12 protein-coding genes and 3 pseudogenes are annotated in these 15,674 nt (G+C 44.2%); 13 read left to right on the top strand and 2 right to left on the bottom strand.

Translation table 11 applies throughout. The annotated features are described in order from the left end of the window. The first annotated feature begins 134 nt into the window (after positions 1-134). The 10 genes from mreB to SLS51_RS17280 all read left to right on the top strand — a co-directional run bounded on the left by mreB (position 135) and on the right by SLS51_RS17280 (position 11,957). Positions 135-1,178 (top strand): rod shape-determining protein MreB, encoded by a 1,044-nt coding sequence (mreB, locus tag SLS51_RS17235; RefSeq protein WP_011148194.1) that lies wholly within the window; start codon positions 135-137, stop codon positions 1,176-1,178. A gap of 110 nt (positions 1,179-1,288) precedes the next feature. Further along, the gene (gene mreC / locus SLS51_RS17240; RefSeq protein ID WP_323839879.1) at positions 1,289-2,323 is read left to right on the top strand and encodes a rod shape-determining protein MreC; all 1,035 of its coding nucleotides are present in this window, start codon (positions 1,289-1,291) and stop codon (positions 2,321-2,323) included. Further along, a complete protein-coding gene (mreD, locus tag SLS51_RS17245) occupies positions 2,323-2,811 on the top strand; it encodes a rod shape-determining protein MreD (RefSeq protein ID WP_113025855.1) in 489 nt (162 codons plus the stop codon). Before mreC ends, mreD begins: the two co-directional genes overlap by 1 nt. 164 nt (positions 2,812-2,975) lie before the next feature. Further along, the gene (locus SLS51_RS17250) at positions 2,976-3,563 is read left to right on the top strand and encodes a Maf family protein (protein WP_323839880.1); all 588 of its coding nucleotides are present in this window, start codon (positions 2,976-2,978) and stop codon (positions 3,561-3,563) included. Further along, the gene (rng, locus tag SLS51_RS17255) at positions 3,560-5,029 is read left to right on the top strand and encodes a ribonuclease G (protein ID WP_323839881.1); all 1,470 of its coding nucleotides are present in this window, start codon (positions 3,560-3,562) and stop codon (positions 5,027-5,029) included. Before SLS51_RS17250 ends, rng begins: the two co-directional genes overlap by 4 nt. 47 nt (positions 5,030-5,076) lie before the next feature. Next, positions 5,077-8,871: an AsmA2 domain-containing protein YhdP gene (gene yhdP / locus SLS51_RS17260; RefSeq protein WP_323839882.1), complete on the top strand. Its 3,795-nt coding sequence runs from the start codon at positions 5,077-5,079 to the stop codon at positions 8,869-8,871. Further along, on the top strand, positions 8,868-9,725 hold the full coding sequence (nit1, locus tag SLS51_RS17265; RefSeq protein WP_323839883.1) for a deaminated glutathione amidase: 858 nt from the start codon (positions 8,868-8,870) through the stop codon (positions 9,723-9,725). Before yhdP ends, nit1 begins: the two co-directional genes overlap by 4 nt. A 5-nt stretch (positions 9,726-9,730) precedes the next feature. Beyond that, positions 9,731-11,176, top strand: a complete 1,446-nt coding sequence (gene tldD, locus SLS51_RS17270; protein WP_113025857.1) for a metalloprotease TldD — start codon at positions 9,731-9,733, stop codon at positions 11,174-11,176. Positions 11,177-11,218: 42 nt separating this feature from the next. Next, the gene (locus SLS51_RS17275) at positions 11,219-11,683 is read left to right on the top strand and encodes a ribonuclease domain-containing protein (protein WP_323839884.1); all 465 of its coding nucleotides are present in this window, start codon (positions 11,219-11,221) and stop codon (positions 11,681-11,683) included. 4 nt (positions 11,684-11,687) lie between these two features. Beyond that, positions 11,688-11,957, top strand: a complete 270-nt coding sequence (locus tag SLS51_RS17280) for a barstar family protein (RefSeq protein ID WP_011148185.1) — start codon at positions 11,688-11,690, stop codon at positions 11,955-11,957. A 31-nt stretch (positions 11,958-11,988) separates the two neighbouring features. Here the strand turns inward: SLS51_RS17280 and yjgA are convergent, their stop codons facing one another. Continuing rightward, a complete protein-coding gene (yjgA, locus tag SLS51_RS17285; protein WP_323839885.1) occupies positions 11,989-12,528 on the bottom strand; it encodes a ribosome biogenesis factor YjgA in 540 nt (179 codons plus the stop codon). Between the two features lie 201 nt (positions 12,529-12,729). Between yjgA and pmbA the strand changes: the two genes are divergently transcribed. Next, positions 12,730-14,070, top strand: coding sequence for a metalloprotease PmbA (gene pmbA / locus SLS51_RS17290; protein ID WP_323839886.1), 1,341 nt, complete (start codon positions 12,730-12,732; stop codon positions 14,068-14,070). Between the two features lie 151 nt (positions 14,071-14,221). Here the strand turns inward: pmbA and SLS51_RS17295 are convergent. Continuing rightward, positions 14,222-14,962 (bottom strand): annotated as a pseudogene (locus tag SLS51_RS17295) (phage integrase); the annotation flags it as partial. On the opposite strand from SLS51_RS17295, the pseudogene SLS51_RS17300 reads away from it, so the two are divergent. Both SLS51_RS17300 and SLS51_RS17305 read left to right on the top strand, forming a co-directional pair. Continuing rightward, positions 14,959-15,165 (top strand): annotated as a pseudogene (locus tag SLS51_RS17300) (baseplate complex protein); the annotation flags it as partial. The pseudogenes SLS51_RS17295 and SLS51_RS17300 overlap by 4 nt on opposite strands. After that, positions 15,165-15,674, top strand: a pseudogene (locus tag SLS51_RS17305) (hypothetical protein); the annotation flags it as partial. The pseudogenes SLS51_RS17300 and SLS51_RS17305, both read left to right, overlap by 1 nt.

The raw sequence follows: 15,674 nt of genomic DNA on the forward strand, positions 1-15,674 counted from the left end.
TCGCGTTGTTGATATGAATAACGTAGCCACTTTTTTATTGAAGCAGGTGCTTGTGCGCCTTGTCGCTGCTTCATGTGGTTGGTAGAGTAGACGGGTTTCGTTCCGTCCCCAGCTTGCAGGATTATCCTTTCGCTATGTTTAAAAAATTTCGTGGCATGTTTTCCAACGACTTGTCTATTGACTTGGGTACCGCCAATACCCTTATTTACGTCAAAGGTCAGGGTATTGTATTGAATGAACCTTCTGTCGTCGCAATCCGTCAGGATCGTGCAGGTTCATCGAAAAGTGTTGCTGCCGTTGGGCAAGAAGCAAAGCAAATGCTGGGTCGAACACCGGGTAATATTGCTGCAATTCGTCCGATGAAAGATGGGGTGATTGCCGATTTTTATGTTACAGAGAAGATGCTGCAACACTTTATTAAGCAAGTTCATAGCAACAGTTTCATGCGTCCAAGCCCGCGAGTTTTGGTTTGTGTACCGGTTGGTGCAACTCAGGTTGAGCGTCGGGCAATCCGTGAATCTGCACTCAGTGCCGGCGCTCGTGAAGTGTTTTTGATTGAAGAACCTATGGCTGCGGCGATTGGTGCAGGCTTACCTGTTTCTGAAGCCACGGGCTCAATGGTTGTGGATATTGGTGGTGGCACTACGGAAGTGGCGGTTATCTCTTTGAACGGGGTTGTTTATTCATCTTCTGTACGTATCGGTGGTGATCGTTTTGATGAGGCTATTATCAATTACGTTCGTCGTAATTATGGTTCACTGATTGGTGAAGCAACGGCTGAGCGTATTAAGCACACGATCGGTTCTGCTTATCCTGGTGATGAGATGCTGGAGATTGAAGTTCGTGGTCGTAACTTGGCTGAAGGTGTGCCACGTGGCTTTACGCTTAACTCCAATGAAATTCTTGAAGCTCTGCAAGAGCCTTTAACGGGTATTGTCAGTGCTGTCATGGTCGCTCTTGAGCAGTGTCCACCAGAATTGGCTTCCGATATTTCAGAACGAGGCATGATCTTGACCGGGGGTGGTGCACTATTGCGCAATCTTGACCGTTTACTGATAGAGGAAACCGGTATTCCTGTCATTGTTGCCGAAGATCCATTGACGTGTGTTGCTCGTGGTGGCGGAAAAGCACTTGAAATGATCGACATGCATGGCGGTGAACTCTTCAGCGAGGAGTGAGTGTTAACTTGCAAGTGAGGGGGGAATGACGGGCAGCTCAGACCTCCTTGCGATTGTTGTCTGGGAATTCCATTGTTTATGAAACAGTACAGTTTGGAATAGCGCAGCTTATGAAGCCAATTTTTAGCAGAGGGCCTTCCCTGCAATTACGACTTTTCTTTGCTGTTATTGTTGCCATTGCTTTGGTTGTGGCAGACAGCCGCCTTGATGCTCTCAGTAAAGTCCGTAATTATATGGATACGGTAGTCAGTCCGTTTTATTTTCTCGCCAATGGCCCGCGTCAAGTGCTTGATGGTGTGTCAGAAACCCTTGCTTCCCGTGAACAACTTCGATTGGAAAATCGTGCTTTACGCCAAGAATTATTGATGAAAAATAGCGACATGTTGTTGTTAGGCCAACTTAAACAGGAAAATTCCCGCTTGCGTGAGCTATTGGGATCACCTTTACGTCAGGATGAACACATGATGGTGACGCAGGTGATCTCCGGTAGGGCTAATCCTTATAGTGATCAGGTCGTCATCGATAAGGGATCAAGAGAAGGTGTTTATGAAGGGCAACCTGTTATCAGTGATAAAGGCATTGTTGGTCAGGTTGTTGCTGTTAGTCAGTTTACTAGCCGGGTATTACTGATTTGTGATACGACTCATGCTTTACCAATCCAGGTCTTACGTAATGATATCAGGGCTATTATTGCTGGTACTGGTTGTGCTGATGATTTGCAGTTTGAGTTATTACCGAGCAACATAGATATTCGGGTTGGGGATGTGCTGGTGACTTCTGGGTTAGGGGGGCGTTTCCCGGAAGGTTATCCGGTTGCTGTGGTTTCGTCAGTTAAAGTCGATAATCAACGAGCTTATACTGTGATTCATGCTCGGCCGACGGCAGAATTACAGCGTTTGCGTTATTTGTTGTTGTTGTGGGGGGCGGATAATAATCCATCCGAACCATTGCCGCCATCAGAGGTTTATCGTGTAGCCAACGAACGTTTAATGCAAATGATGCCTCAGGTATTGCCACATGCAAATGAAATGGGACCACCAGCACCATCGTCTGTTTCTGATGAAGCAACCAAGACAACAGAAAGAGTAAAAGATGTTGAATCGACAATAACGTCGGCTAAATTTATAAATTCGGGAAATCGTTAATGAATCAATACCGGAGTCATGGGCGTTGGATCATTTGGTTATCTTTCTTGATTGCAATGGTGCTGCAAATTATGCCGTGGCCGGAGCAAATTTATATGTATCGGCCAACTTGGTCGGCACTATTGTTGATTTATTGGGTGATGGCGTTACCGCATAGAGTCAGTGTTGGTACCGGTTTTATATTGGGCATCATCGTAGATTTGATTCAGGGAGCGACACTGGGTGTTAACGCTTTGGCTTACAGCCTTGTGAGTTATTTGGTGTCATTTAAGTTTCAATTATTTCGCAATATGGCACTTTGGCAGCAGGCTTTGGTTGTCGTTGCTTTATCGGTACTGATGGATCTCAGCGTTTTTTGGGCAGAATTTTTGTTATCAAATGTTGCTTTTCATCCAGAAGTATTCTGGAACAGTTTGGTCAATGGTATTCTTTGGCCGTGGTTGTTCCTGTTAATGCGAAAAATCCGTCGTCAGTTTAATGTACATTAGTGGTCGGATCGCTGTTTTTAATGTCCTGACAGAACTTATTCCAGCAGGCGTTACTGATGCAGGCCATTCTTGCCAATAACTTGAGGATACGAGTAGTGTATATAACCTCAAAATGGCAAATGAAATAGCCTAATGAGATAGGTAGTAGTAAGGACGATATCATCATGAAAACCCTTTATCTGGCTTCCGGCTCACCAAGGCGGCGTGAGCTGGTTGAATTATTGGACTTTAAATTTGAAATTCTTTCTCCTCAGGTAAAAGAGCAATGGCAAGAGGGTGAAACTCCGCGTCAGTATGTCAGCCGATTAGCAAAAGATAAATCTCTAGCGGGAGTTGCTATTGCACCAGAGGATTTTCTGGTGTTGGGAGCCGATACTGTTGTGGTATTGAATGGTAAGATTCTAGAAAAACCACGTAGCGAGCAACATGCTGTTGCAATGCTCAGTGCGCTTTCCGGTCAGTGTCATCAGGTGATTACAGCTATTGCTTTATCAGATAGTCAGCGTACCTTAAGTGATATAGTCGTTACAGATGTAACCTTTCGCCAATTATCCACACAGGAAATTTTGGATTATGTAGCAACCGGTGAGCCGATGGACAAAGCGGGGGCTTATGGTATTCAGGGAAAAGCGGGTTGCTTTGTTAAAACGCTGAATGGTAGTTATCACTCAGTTGTTGGTCTGCCATTGGTGGAAACGCTCGAATTAATCACAAAGTTTTTTGCGTTAGTTGATGGGAAGGGGAACTCATGACAGCAGAGTTATTAGTCAACATCACACCATCCGAAACGCGCGTTGCCTACATTGATGGTGGGATTTTGCAAGAAATCCATATTGAAAGGGAAGCTAAAAGGGGAATTGTCGGCAATATTTATAAAGGTCGTGTAAGTCGGGTATTACCCGGAATGCAGGCTGCTTTTGTTGATATTGGGCTGGAAAAAGCCGCCTTTCTTCATGCCTCAGATATTGTGCCTCATACGGAATGTATTGCCGGTGAGGAGCAAAAGAACTTTCATGTTAAAGATATTGCTGAGTTGGTTCGCCAGGGACAAGATTTAATGGTTCAGGTAGTGAAAGATCCCCTTGGTACTAAAGGCGCTCGGCTAACTACCGATATTACCTTACCTTCCCGCTATCTTGTATTTATGCCCGGCGCATCTCATGTCGGAGTTTCACAACGTATTGAAAGTGAAGAAGAGCGTAATCGCCTGAAAAATATTGTTGCTGACTATTGTGATGAACATGGTGGTTTCATTATTAGGACGGCTGCCGAGGGCGTTGGTGACGAAGAATTAGCTCAGGATGCGGCTTTTTTGAAACGATTGTGGAGTAAGGTGATGGAGCGTAAAAAGCGCAATGTCACTAAAAATAAACTTTATGGCGAATTGGCTTTGGCCCATCGTATTTTGCGTGATTTCGCCGGAGCGGCCCTTGATCGTATTCGTGTAGATTCTCGTTTGACGTTTACTCAGTTACAGGAATTTATTCACGAATATATTCCTAAAATGACAGCCAGATTGGAGCTGTATAACGGGAATCAGCCTATTTTCGATCTGTTTGATGTAGAAAATGAAATTCAGAGAGCACTCGATCGCAAAGTTGAATTAAAATCAGGTGGTTATTTGATTATTGACCAAACTGAGGCGATGACCACAATTGATATTAATACCGGCGCATTTGTCGGCCATCGTAATTTGGAAGAAACTATTTTTAATACCAATATTGAGGCGACGCAAGCTATTGCCAGACAATTAAGGCTGCGTAATCTGGGTGGTATTATTATTATCGATTTCATCGATATGAATAGCGAGGAGCATCGCCGACGGGTATTGACTTCTCTTGAGCAGGTGCTGAGTAAAGATCGTGTTAAAACGACAATTAATGGTTTTTCACAACTCGGATTAGTGGAAATGACCCGTAAGCGGACTCGTGAAAGTATCGAGCATATACTTTGCGGCGATTGTCCTACTTGTAAAGGAAGGGGAACCGTGAAATCTGTTGAAACTGTCTGTTATGAAATTATGCGTGAAATTGTGCGTGTGCACCGAGCCGTTGACGCTGATCGTTTCCTTATTTATGTCTCACCCGCAGTGGCTGAAGCGCTGAAAGGGGAGGAATCTCATGCACTGGCGGAAGTGGAGATTTTTGTCGGTAAACAGGTAAAAGTTCAGACAGAACAGCTCTACAGTCAGGAACAATTTGATGTAGTTATGATGTAACCATTTGATTTGCTGACATAACAGTATTGGTAACCAAGGAGATTCGTGTGAGGCGACTGCCGGGAGTATTATTAGCGACAGCCGCAATAGTCATTATCATTGTGGCTTTGCTTGTTAGTGGATTACGTTTTCTACTGCCACATATTAATGATTACCGCCCACAATTATTCGCTAAAATTGAGTCAATTATTGGTGTACCTATTGATGCTGGATATATTGCGGGAGAATGGGAATCTTTCGGGCCTGTTTTTGAATTACGTGATATCAGTGTAAAAACCGCAAATGCAGATGTGAAAGCCAAAAAGATCACGGTTGCATTGGATATCTGGTTATCTTTACTAAGAATGCGTTGGAGTTTCCGCGATCTTACTTTTTATCAGTTACAAGTAGATTACTATCAACCGCTGTTTAATGATCAAAGCGGTAATATGTTTTCCCAATCGGATCTATTTTCTGATCTGTTTCTGGCGCAGTTTGATCATTTTAATCTGCAAGATAGCCGTTTTACTTTCCTTACTCCCTCGGGTGAACGCGCTGATCTTCTGTTACCACAATTAACCTGGCTGAATAAAGATAATCGTCACCGAGCTCAAGGGAAAATTAGTCTCTCTTCGATCAATAATCAGCATGGTGATATACAAGTTAAATTTGATTTGCATGACACTAATGGCGTATTGGATAACGGTACTATTTATTTACAGGCAGATAATGTTGATATTCACCCGTGGTTAAGCCATTGGTTGCAGGATAATACTGGGTTGAAGGATGCTGAGTTTAGTTTGTCTAGTTGGATTATGCTGAAAGATGGTCGGATTGATGGTGGTCAACTGCAACTCCGTCAGGGAAAAGCTAATTGGAAAGTTGCTAACAAATTCCATAATCTTTCTGTCAGTGATCTGATGTTACGGATGCGTCGCCAAGATGGTGGTTGGCTGTTTGATGCACCTGAGCTGGCAAATTTGATCACTGATGGTCAGCAATGGCCGTCAGGAAAAGTATCAGTGCTCTATCTGCCGGAAGCCAAGAGAGCTGATGGCCATGATCATTGGCGTATCCGGGCAAAAAACGTTCAACTTGAACGGCTAAGTAGCATTTTACCGACTTTTTCTTTTTTGACGTCTGATCTTGTGAAGGATTGGCAGCATCGTCAGCCACAAGGATTGGTAAAGTATCTTGCCCTCGATATTACACCCAAAATGGCAGATGATTCCCGAATCAGTATGCAATGGCAGAATGTTAGTTGGCAGCGTTGGCAGGAATTGCCTTCTATTGATAATTTCTCTGGTTCTCTCAATGGCAGCTTGCGGCAAGGCAAATTGAGTTTTGCATTGAAGGATAGTGTCGTTGATTATCGAGATATGTTCCTGGCACCGTTTGAGATATCCCAAAGTCATGGCGAAATACTCTGGCGGCAAGGTGAGCGAGGTTTACAACTTTGGAGTCAAGGATTGGATTTGCAGGCGGAATCATTGTGGGTCAATGGTGATTTTCGTTATCAACAGCCTAAAGAACAGCCTCCGGCGCTAAGTATTCTGGCGGGAGTGCGGGTTTATGATGCAGGTGATGCCTGGCGATATTTTCCAGAAGCTTTGATGGGGGCACCTCTGACTGACTATCTGACAGCTTCAATTATTAAAGGGCAGATAGAAAACGCGACTTTTGTTTTTCAAGGCAATCCAAAAGATTTCCCATTTGCAAAGAATAATGGTCAGTTTCAAGTTTTTGCTCCATTGCGTCATGCGACTTTCCAGTACCAACCAAACTGGCCGGCATTGCTGGATCTCAATATGGATCTTAATTTCCAAAATAACGGTCTATGGATGCTTGCTCCGCAAACGGCATTGGGTAAAGTGAAAGCAAGTAATCTGTCAGCAGTAATTCCTAATTATCGTAGCAAGAAATTATTAATCGACGCTGATCTTCTGGGAGATGGCAAAGATATTCATGAATATTTTACCCGTAGCCCGTTAGCAAATTCTGTTGGTGAAACGCTGGATATATTGCAGGTTGGTGGTCAGATTGCGGGTAATTTGCATTTGGATATTCCACTCAATGGTGGCAATGTGGATGCCAGTGGTGAGGTGACTTTAAAAAATAATCACTTGTTGATTAAGCCTCTAAACAGCGAAATGAAAAATGTGAGTGGCCGGTTTCGCTTTAATAATGGTAACTTACAAAGCAGCAAATTATCGGCCCAATGGCTTGGGCAGCCTGTTACGGTTGATTTTTCTACCGAGAATTTACCCAAAAACTTTCGAGTCAATGTTGGTCTAAATGCGCGTTGGGCTGTGGCAAAATTATCTAAATTTTCACCGGCGATTGCTAAAGCGTTTTCTGGCTCTGTTGATTGGGAAGGGAAGGTCGGTGTCAGTTTGCCGTTTCAGGGCAAGCCTCAATATGATATGAAAATCGATGTTGATTTATCACAAGTGGATAGTTATTTATCTGCCCTGAAAGCGGATGAACCGCGTGCTCTTCATATTCTAGCTGATGGTGATATGGAGCAGTTGCAAGTAAAAGGCACTTTGGATAAACAGTATGCATTTAATACTCAATGGCGTCTGGCAGGGAAAAGCACTCAACTGTCACGTGGAATTTTACAAAGCAGCGATAAAATTCCGAATTTGCCTGAAAAATCCCTATTGGAATTGAATCTTCCGGCAGTCGAGGGGGAAGAGTGGTTAGGGCTGATTGCGCCTCTGACTTCTGGTTCTTCATTGGCAGGTATATCAATGTTGCCACAGCATCTGCATATATCACTTCCATCACTGGATGCGGGGGGACAACGTTGGAATCAGTTATCGTTGGATGTGGAAAAACAGCCTTGGGGAACGCAGATCACGGCTAATAGTCGGGAAATCAACGGTAAACTTAATATCCGTAATAGTGGACCTTGGCAAGTGAATTTGAGCCATCTTTACTATAGCCCGCTGCAATATAGCGCTCAACAAGCTGAATCAGATTTATCTAAGCAATCTCAGACAGGTACAACTCTGCGTTATTCGTTGAACCAATGGCCTTCATTAGACATCATCTGTTCTGAATGTTGGATTATGGGATTGAAGCTTGGGAAGGTGTCTGGCTCCCTGATTCCAGAAGGTAATTCGCTGGTATTAAGCGATGGAATAGTAGAAAACAGTGTCAGTAAATTAAATTTGGCAGGTCGTTGGCAAGAAGGGGCTGTAGGGAATAATACTCATATTATGGGGCAATTTTCTGGTGAAAAGTTTGATGAGATGGCATCTTACCTTGGTATAGTTGTGCCGATTGTTAATTCACCGTTTACCTTCCGTTTTGATTTTAATTGGTGGGATACACCGTGGAAACCCAATTTCCAGACGCTGAATGGCAATCTTAAGAGTGACTTAGGCAAAGGTGCTATTGAAAAATTGGGTGGGGGAAGTGCTAGCCAATTACTGAAATTAGTCAGTTTTGATGCTTTGTTACGTAAATTACAGCTCGATTTCAGCGATACCTTTAGCCAGGATTTTGAATTTGATTCAATTCGTGGTGATGTTTCAGTAAAAAATGGGATACTCAAGACTGAAAACTTGCGGGTCGATGGATTGATTGCGGATGTGATAACGAAAGGTGAGATCGATCTTGTTCGCCAACAGATCAATATAGAAGCCGTCGTCACGCCGGAAATTTCTGCTACTGTGGGGGTAGCAACGGCTTTTGTCATCAATCCGATGGCAGGTGCTGCATTATTCGCAGCGACCAAGGTTTTGGGGCCGTTATGGAATAAGATATCCGTTATTCGTTACCGGATTACTGGTAATCTTGAACAACCGAAAATTGATGAAGTTCTGCGTCAGCTTAAGGAGAATAGAGGAACATGAGAAACGTTAATGTTGCACTCTTGCAGTTATGTAGCGGTGAGAATATCAAACATAATTTGGCGCAAATTGAACAACAAATTAAGCAGTTGCCGGATACTATCAAGTTTGTCATGACCCCGGAAAATGCATTGTTGTTTGCTAATGCTGATAGCTATCGTAGGCATGCGGAACAGCAAGGGCATGGGCCTTTGCAGCAAGCTGTCAGTGAGATTGCTCGCCGTTATGGTGTTTGGTTATTAATCGGTTCTATGCCGCTTATCAGTCGTGAAGATCCTGAACGACTTACCAGTAGTAGTCTGTTGTTTGATGATCAGGGTAAGATTTGTGCACGTTACGACAAAATCCATATGTTTGATGTCAATATTAATGATGAACATGGATCATATAATGAATCATCTGTTTTCCAGCGTGGGGAACATATTACCGTTGTAGATACACCTGTTGGTCGTCTCGGAATGACCATATGTTATGATCTGCGCTTCCCAGGGTTATTTCAGGCGCTACGTGAGCAAGGCGCTGAGTTGATATCTGTTCCTGCGGCATTTACCCGCTTAACAGGAAAAGCACACTGGGAGCCACTGTTACGGGCTCGCGCTATTGAGAACCAGTGTATTCTGTTAGCGCCGGCTCAGGTTGGTGTACATGGAACCCGTCAGACGTGGGGTCACTCAATGGCAGTGGATGGCTGGGGGAAAGTGATTAAGAAAAATCCCGATGCAGTCAGTGCACTACAACTGAATGTCAGGGCAGATAGCTTGAAGATTATGCGTGAGCAGATGAAAGTGGTGAAACATAACCGCTTCCGGCCGCAGTTGACTTCCTTGATTGAAAAAATACCGCAAATTAAAGAGTAGCAATTATGAGTTTAACTTCTGTCAGTGAACACTTACTGGCTGCAAATAAATTAAGCCATCAAGATCTGTTTTCAGTACTCGGTCAACTGGCTGAACGTCGACTGGATTATGCCGATCTCTATTTTCAGTCCAGTTACCATGAATCTTGGGTGTTGGAAGATCGGATTATTAAGGATGGTTCCTATAATATTGATCAGGGGGTTGGCGTTAGGGCAATCAGTGGTGAAAAAACGGGTTTTGCTTACGCAGACCAGATCACGTTGAATGCGCTGCAACAAAGTGCACAGGCTGCCCGTAGCATCGTCCATGAAAACGGGAATGGTAAAGTTCATACCTTTGGCGAAGTGACCTATTCTCAGCTTTATGCAGCAATTGATCCGCTGCAAAGTTTTTCCCGTGAAGAAAAGATCGCATTATTGCAGCGTGTGGATCAGGTGGCTCGTGCTGAAGATCCGAGAGTACAGGAAGTCAATGCTAGCCTGACAGGGATCTATGAACGGGTGTTGGTTGCGGCAACCGATGGGACCTTGGCTGCTGATATTCGTCCTCTCGTTCGCTTATCTGTCACGGTACTGGTGGAAGATAACGGCAAACGTGAACACGGCACCAGCGGTGGTGGTGGCCGTTACGGTTATGAATATTTTCTGGAAGTGGCTAGTGGTCAGATCCGTGCAGAACAATTTGCCCGTGAAGCTGTTCGTATGGCACTGGTGAATCTTTCCGCTGTTGCTGCACCTGCTGGTACTATGCCGGTTGTTCTAGGGGCTGGTTGGCCGGGAGTATTGCTGCATGAAGCTGTTGGTCATGGGTTGGAAGGTGATTTTAACCGCCGTGGTACTTCGGTGTTTTCTGGTCAGATTGGTGAGAAGGTCGCATCAGAACTCTGTACTGTGGTTGATGATGGCACGATAAAAGGTCGCCGTGGGTCATTGGCAATTGATGATGAAGGCGTTCCTGGACAATACAATGTATTGATTGAAAATGGCATTCTGAAAGGTTACATGCAGGACAAAATGAATGCACGTCTGATGGGTGTCGCGCCGACTGGCAATGGTCGCCGTGAATCTTATGCCCATTTGCCAATGCCTCGTATGACTAATACCTATTTGCTGGCGGGTCATTCCACGCCAGAAGAGATTATAAGTAGTGTAGAAAATGGTTTATATGCGCCAAATTTTGGTGGTGGTCAAGTGGATATCACTTCCGGTAAATTCGTGTTTTCGACATCGGAGGCTTATCTGATTGAGAACGGTAAAATTACCAAACCAGTGAAAGGTGCAACTCTTATCGGTTCCGGTATTGAGGCTATGCAGCAGATCTCTATGGTAGGAAACGATCTTGATCTAGATAAAGGTGTCGGGGTTTGTGGCAAAGAGGGCCAGAGCGTACCTGTTGGTGTTGGTCAGCCTACTTTGAAACTGGACAACTTGACCGTTGGAGGAACAGCTTGATTTTTGGCTGTTTATCCGAGATAGATCATTATAAGGATAGTCATGAAGAAAACTTGGCTAGCAGGCGTGTTACTGACTGTTTTGGCTGTGACTTGTGGTACTTTTGCTAAAGGTGTTGATAAGACACTGTTGCAGGAGTCAGAAACAGGTAGGAGTACCCCAGCAATACAACGGATTGAAGGGCTAACTGAACAGAATAATGTGGTGGCTTACTTACGACAGAATAATAAATTGCCCGATATTTATATTACTAAGAAGCAGGCCCGCGATCTTGGTTGGAATGCAAAACAGGGAAATTTATGTCAGGTTCTGCCGGGTAGAGCAATTGGTGGTGACAAATTTACTAATCGTGAAAAGAAGCTACCAATGAAACCGAAACGTCAGTGGTTTGAAGCAGATGTTAACTACCGTTGTGGGCACCGAGGGAGTGACAGATTGCTTTATTCATCTGATGGTCTGATTTATCTGACGTTGGATCATTACAGAAGTTTTACCTTAATGGAGTAATTCTATGCATAAAGTGGAGTTTGATTTTGACCGTATCCCTGATCTGAAAATGTTCTATCAGCAGTTTTCTGAACAATTTGAGTTAGGAGACGAGTTTGGTAGTAATTTGGATGCTCTGTGGGATGTTGTGACAGGCGGAATTGAGTTACCTGTAGAGGTCAATTTCATCCATTTTACGCAGCAGAAAGAACGCGATTTCTCCTCGTTAGTGCTTTTGTTTGAAGAAGCAGAAGAAGAACTGGAAGGGGAACTTAGTTTTAATATTTTCCCCTAACAGAAATTAGAACCTTCCGGGTTTTAGGTCGTTAAGCGGATTCAGCCATATCTTTAAGATACTGGAAAATCTGACGATAAGATTTAGGTGGCTTATTTGCCGCCTTTTCTTTTTTGGCGTTGCGGATCAAAGTACGCAATTGCTGGCGGTCGGTTTGTGGGAATAACGCCACAACCTCATCAATAACATCGTCATTGCCATCAATCAATTTATCACGTAATTCTTCCAGTTTATGGAATAGAGTGATTTGCTGATTATGACGATTTTTCAGTTTATCAAGTGCGATGGTAATTGGCTCGACATCCCGGGTACGCAGCAGTTTACCAATAAATTGTAATTGGCGACGGCGTCCCTCCCGTTTTATCTTCTGTGCAAGTTCAATGGCGGCCAGCAGATCCTCATCTAACGGAACGCGTTCAAGCGCACTTTTGCTGAGCTCAACCAATTCTGTACCCAGCTTTTTCAATGCTTCGGCATCACGTTTAATTTCGCTTTTACTGACCCAAATTATCTCTTCTTCTTCCTCTTCGGTAGGATAATCATTGAGCCAATCTTCAGGCTGCTTTGCCATAGTGGTTTTCCTTTTAAAAAGGCCGGAGCTGGCAGGTTGATTTTTGGTGCATGACCTGTAGCCCGGTGGGTGTTAACATCCTAATATTGTGTATTGTAACTGGGAAAAACGTCGGATTACCACTCGACATTGACTATGTGGATAAAACGATTCTGTTTTTCCGACAGATTTTCCCTTTATTCATCAAATTACGGGTAATTAATGAAAATCACGGATCAAATTGCGCAACAACGCAAACAACTGGAAAATGCAGTTTCACAGGCACTAGAGCTGGCAAAAGCGGGTTGTGATGCTGCGGAGGTTGCGGTTAATAAAACAACGGGTATTAGTGTCAGCACCCGCTTTGGTGAAATAGAAAATGTAGAATTCAACAGTGATGGTGCGTTGGGGATTACCGTATACCATCAGCAACGTAAAGGTAGTGCATCATCAACAGATTTAAGCCCGGATGCTATTGCTCGCACTGTTCAGGCTGCGGTTGATATCGCTCGTTATACCTCTCAGGACCCATGTGCTGGCCCAGCAGACAAAGCGTTACTGGCATTTGAAGCGCCAGATCTTGACTTGTTCCATCCAACAGAGTTGGATGCTGATAAAGCAATTGAACTGGCTGCTCGTGCGGAACAAACTGCATTACAGGCAGATAAACGTATTACCAATACAGAAGGTGGCAGTTTTAACAGCCATTATGGTATCAGAGTGTTTGGTAACAGCCACGGTATGTTGCAAAGTTATTGCTCCAGCCGTCATTCAATGTCGAGTTGTGTGATTGCTGAACTTGATGGCGATATGGAGCGGGACTATGCGTATACCATTAATCGTCGTTTTGAAGATTTAAAATCGCCAGAATGGGTTGGGCAGGAGTGTGCTCGTCGTGCATTATCTCGTTTGTCGCCACGTAAATTACCGACTATGAAAGCCCCGGTGTTGTTTGCTGCGGAGGTTGCAACGGGCCTTTTTGGTCATTTGGTTGGTGCTATCAGTGGTAGCAGTATTTACCGGAAATCCTCTTTCCTGCTTGATCATCTGGGCAAACAAATCCTGCCATCATGGCTGACAATTGAAGAGCGGCCACACTTGCTGGCGGGGCTGGCATCTTCTCCATTTGATAGTGAAGGTGTTTCTACCAGCAATCGGGATATTATCAAGGAGGGTATATTACAGACTTGGCTTCTGACGAGTTATTCTGCCCGTAAGCTAGGCATGGCAAGTACCGGCCATGCAGGAGGGATTCATAACTGGTGCATTGCAGGGCAAGGTCAAGATTTTGCAGGTTTACTGCGTCAGATGGGAACTGGGTTAGTGGTCACTGAACTGATGGGGCAGGGAGTCAGTGCAGTCACCGGCGACTATTCCCGTGGTGCCGCTGGTTTTTGGGTAGAAAATGGTGAGATTCAGTATCCTGTCAGCGAGATTACTATTGCAGGCAATCTAAAGGATATGTGGGCCAATATGGTCACTATTGGGAATGATATTGAAACGCGTAGTAATATCCAGTGTGGTTCAGTCTTACTGCCGGAAATGAGTATCGCTGGTCAATAAGAGATACTCATTTCCGATTACTTTAGTCAGCCCGGATCAAATGGGCTGGCTGAATTAACGGTGGAGCTCACCGGCAGCTTCTGGTTGATAAAGTAATTCTAATCCTGTGAATACCATAATAAAATCAATTAAATACATATTTATCAATGAATTATGAAACGGCAAGTGCTGATGAACGCTGAGGTTTTAAGTTCTCTGCCGCCACCTTGTCGCCATTTTTTAACTGTGATAACGGGTTGTATATCAAGGCATCATTCAGATGGTCAGGTGCAAAATGTGCGTATCGCATTGTCATTTTGATATCGGTATGCCCCAGTATTTTTTGCAGGACAATGATATTGCCTCCGCTCATCATAAAATGTGATGCGAATGTATGGCGCATTACATGGGACGATTGGTGAGATGGTAACTCTATACCGGCTCGTTTGACAGCCCTACGGAAAGCTGAATAGCAGGAGCTGAACAATTTCCCTTTCCTCTTTGGTATCTCATCGTATAGCTCCTCAGTTATCGGAACGGTACGATTACGTTTCCCTTTAGTCTGAGTGAACGTTATCTTATAAGGCGTGATTTGTGAGCCAGTTAATCCCGCAGCTTCAGACCATCTTGCACCTGTAGATAGAGCAATTTTGACGATAATCAACAAATCTTTTGCTGTGCTTTGTGCGCAGAAATCCAGCAGTGTAATAATTTGTTGATTTGATAAGAAAGCCATTTCCGTTTCATCAGTATTGAACGCTCTGATGTTTTTCAATGGATTCTCTTTGTTCCATTCTCCGAGCCTGTATAACTCATTAAACATTGCACGGAAATATGCTAATTCATTATTAACGGTACTAGGAGTGACAGGTTTTAATTTGTTAGCATTCCCATTTAACCTTTTCTCTCGGTAAACAGGCATGGCAGGTCACATTTACTTTACGTGAACATTTATCCGTTGCTGAGAAACGTGATGCCCGCGCTGCCGATAATATTCAGGCCAGAAAGCAAACAGGTCAGGGGGCAGCCGCCGCAAAAGAAGCGCCGGAAAAATTAAGCTGGTTTGAAAGCAAAGTCCTGAAGCCCATCAATGACAAAATAGGACCGGCTAAATAATGACACCGATTAACCGGCTCTATCTTTCCGGTGATGAAATTCACCTGGTTGACGCCAATATTATGTTGGCACTGGCATCCTGTGGTCGTGGCTTTATCACGGCGGAGACGACAACGGACTACACCGGAAAACTGGTGCGGCTGGATGTCGGTTACACTGATTTAGTGTTGCGCTGGTTTACGGGTTATGTGGCACGCTCACAGCCAGCTCAAAACGGTTATCAGCGTCTTTTTGTGCGTGAACTGGTTGGTGTGTTTGATCGATTATGGCCGTGTTCATTTCAGCATCCAACACTGAGCCAGATTGTGGACTGGTTGCAGGAGCACAGCGGACTGACCTTCACATTGCCGGATGCCCCTTATACGGAGACACCTATCCCGCATTTTATTCATCATGGTACCGGCTATCAGTTGCTGGCTAATCTTGGGCAGGTTTTTTCGATTGAGGATTATCTCTGGTATCAGTTGCCGGAGGGTTCGGTTTATGTGGGCAGCGGGGCGCATTCGATG

Origin of the sequence: Photorhabdus africana (genome assembly GCF_035181445.1) — a bacterium.
Lineage (GTDB): Bacteria > Pseudomonadota > Gammaproteobacteria > Enterobacterales > Enterobacteriaceae > Photorhabdus > Photorhabdus laumondii.

Coding starts and splice junctions, on each gene's coding strand:
- mreB (WP_011148194.1), top strand. CDS start 135: ATGTTTAAAAAATTTCGTGGCATGTTTTCCAACGACTTGTCTATTGAC.
- mreC (WP_323839879.1), top strand. CDS start 1,289: ATGAAGCCAATTTTTAGCAGAGGGCCTTCCCTGCAATTACGACTTTTC.
- mreD (WP_113025855.1), top strand. CDS start 2,323: ATGAATCAATACCGGAGTCATGGGCGTTGGATCATTTGGTTATCTTTC.
- SLS51_RS17250 (WP_323839880.1), top strand. CDS start 2,976: ATGAAAACCCTTTATCTGGCTTCCGGCTCACCAAGGCGGCGTGAGCTG.
- rng (WP_323839881.1), top strand. CDS start 3,560: ATGACAGCAGAGTTATTAGTCAACATCACACCATCCGAAACGCGCGTT.
- nit1 (WP_323839883.1), top strand. CDS start 8,868: ATGAGAAACGTTAATGTTGCACTCTTGCAGTTATGTAGCGGTGAGAAT.
- tldD (WP_113025857.1), top strand. CDS start 9,731: ATGAGTTTAACTTCTGTCAGTGAACACTTACTGGCTGCAAATAAATTA.
- SLS51_RS17275 (WP_323839884.1), top strand. CDS start 11,219: ATGAAGAAAACTTGGCTAGCAGGCGTGTTACTGACTGTTTTGGCTGTG.
- SLS51_RS17280 (WP_011148185.1), top strand. CDS start 11,688: ATGCATAAAGTGGAGTTTGATTTTGACCGTATCCCTGATCTGAAAATG.
- yjgA (WP_323839885.1), bottom strand. CDS start 12,528: ATGGCAAAGCAGCCTGAAGATTGGCTCAATGATTATCCTACCGAAGAG.
- pmbA (WP_323839886.1), top strand. CDS start 12,730: ATGAAAATCACGGATCAAATTGCGCAACAACGCAAACAACTGGAAAAT.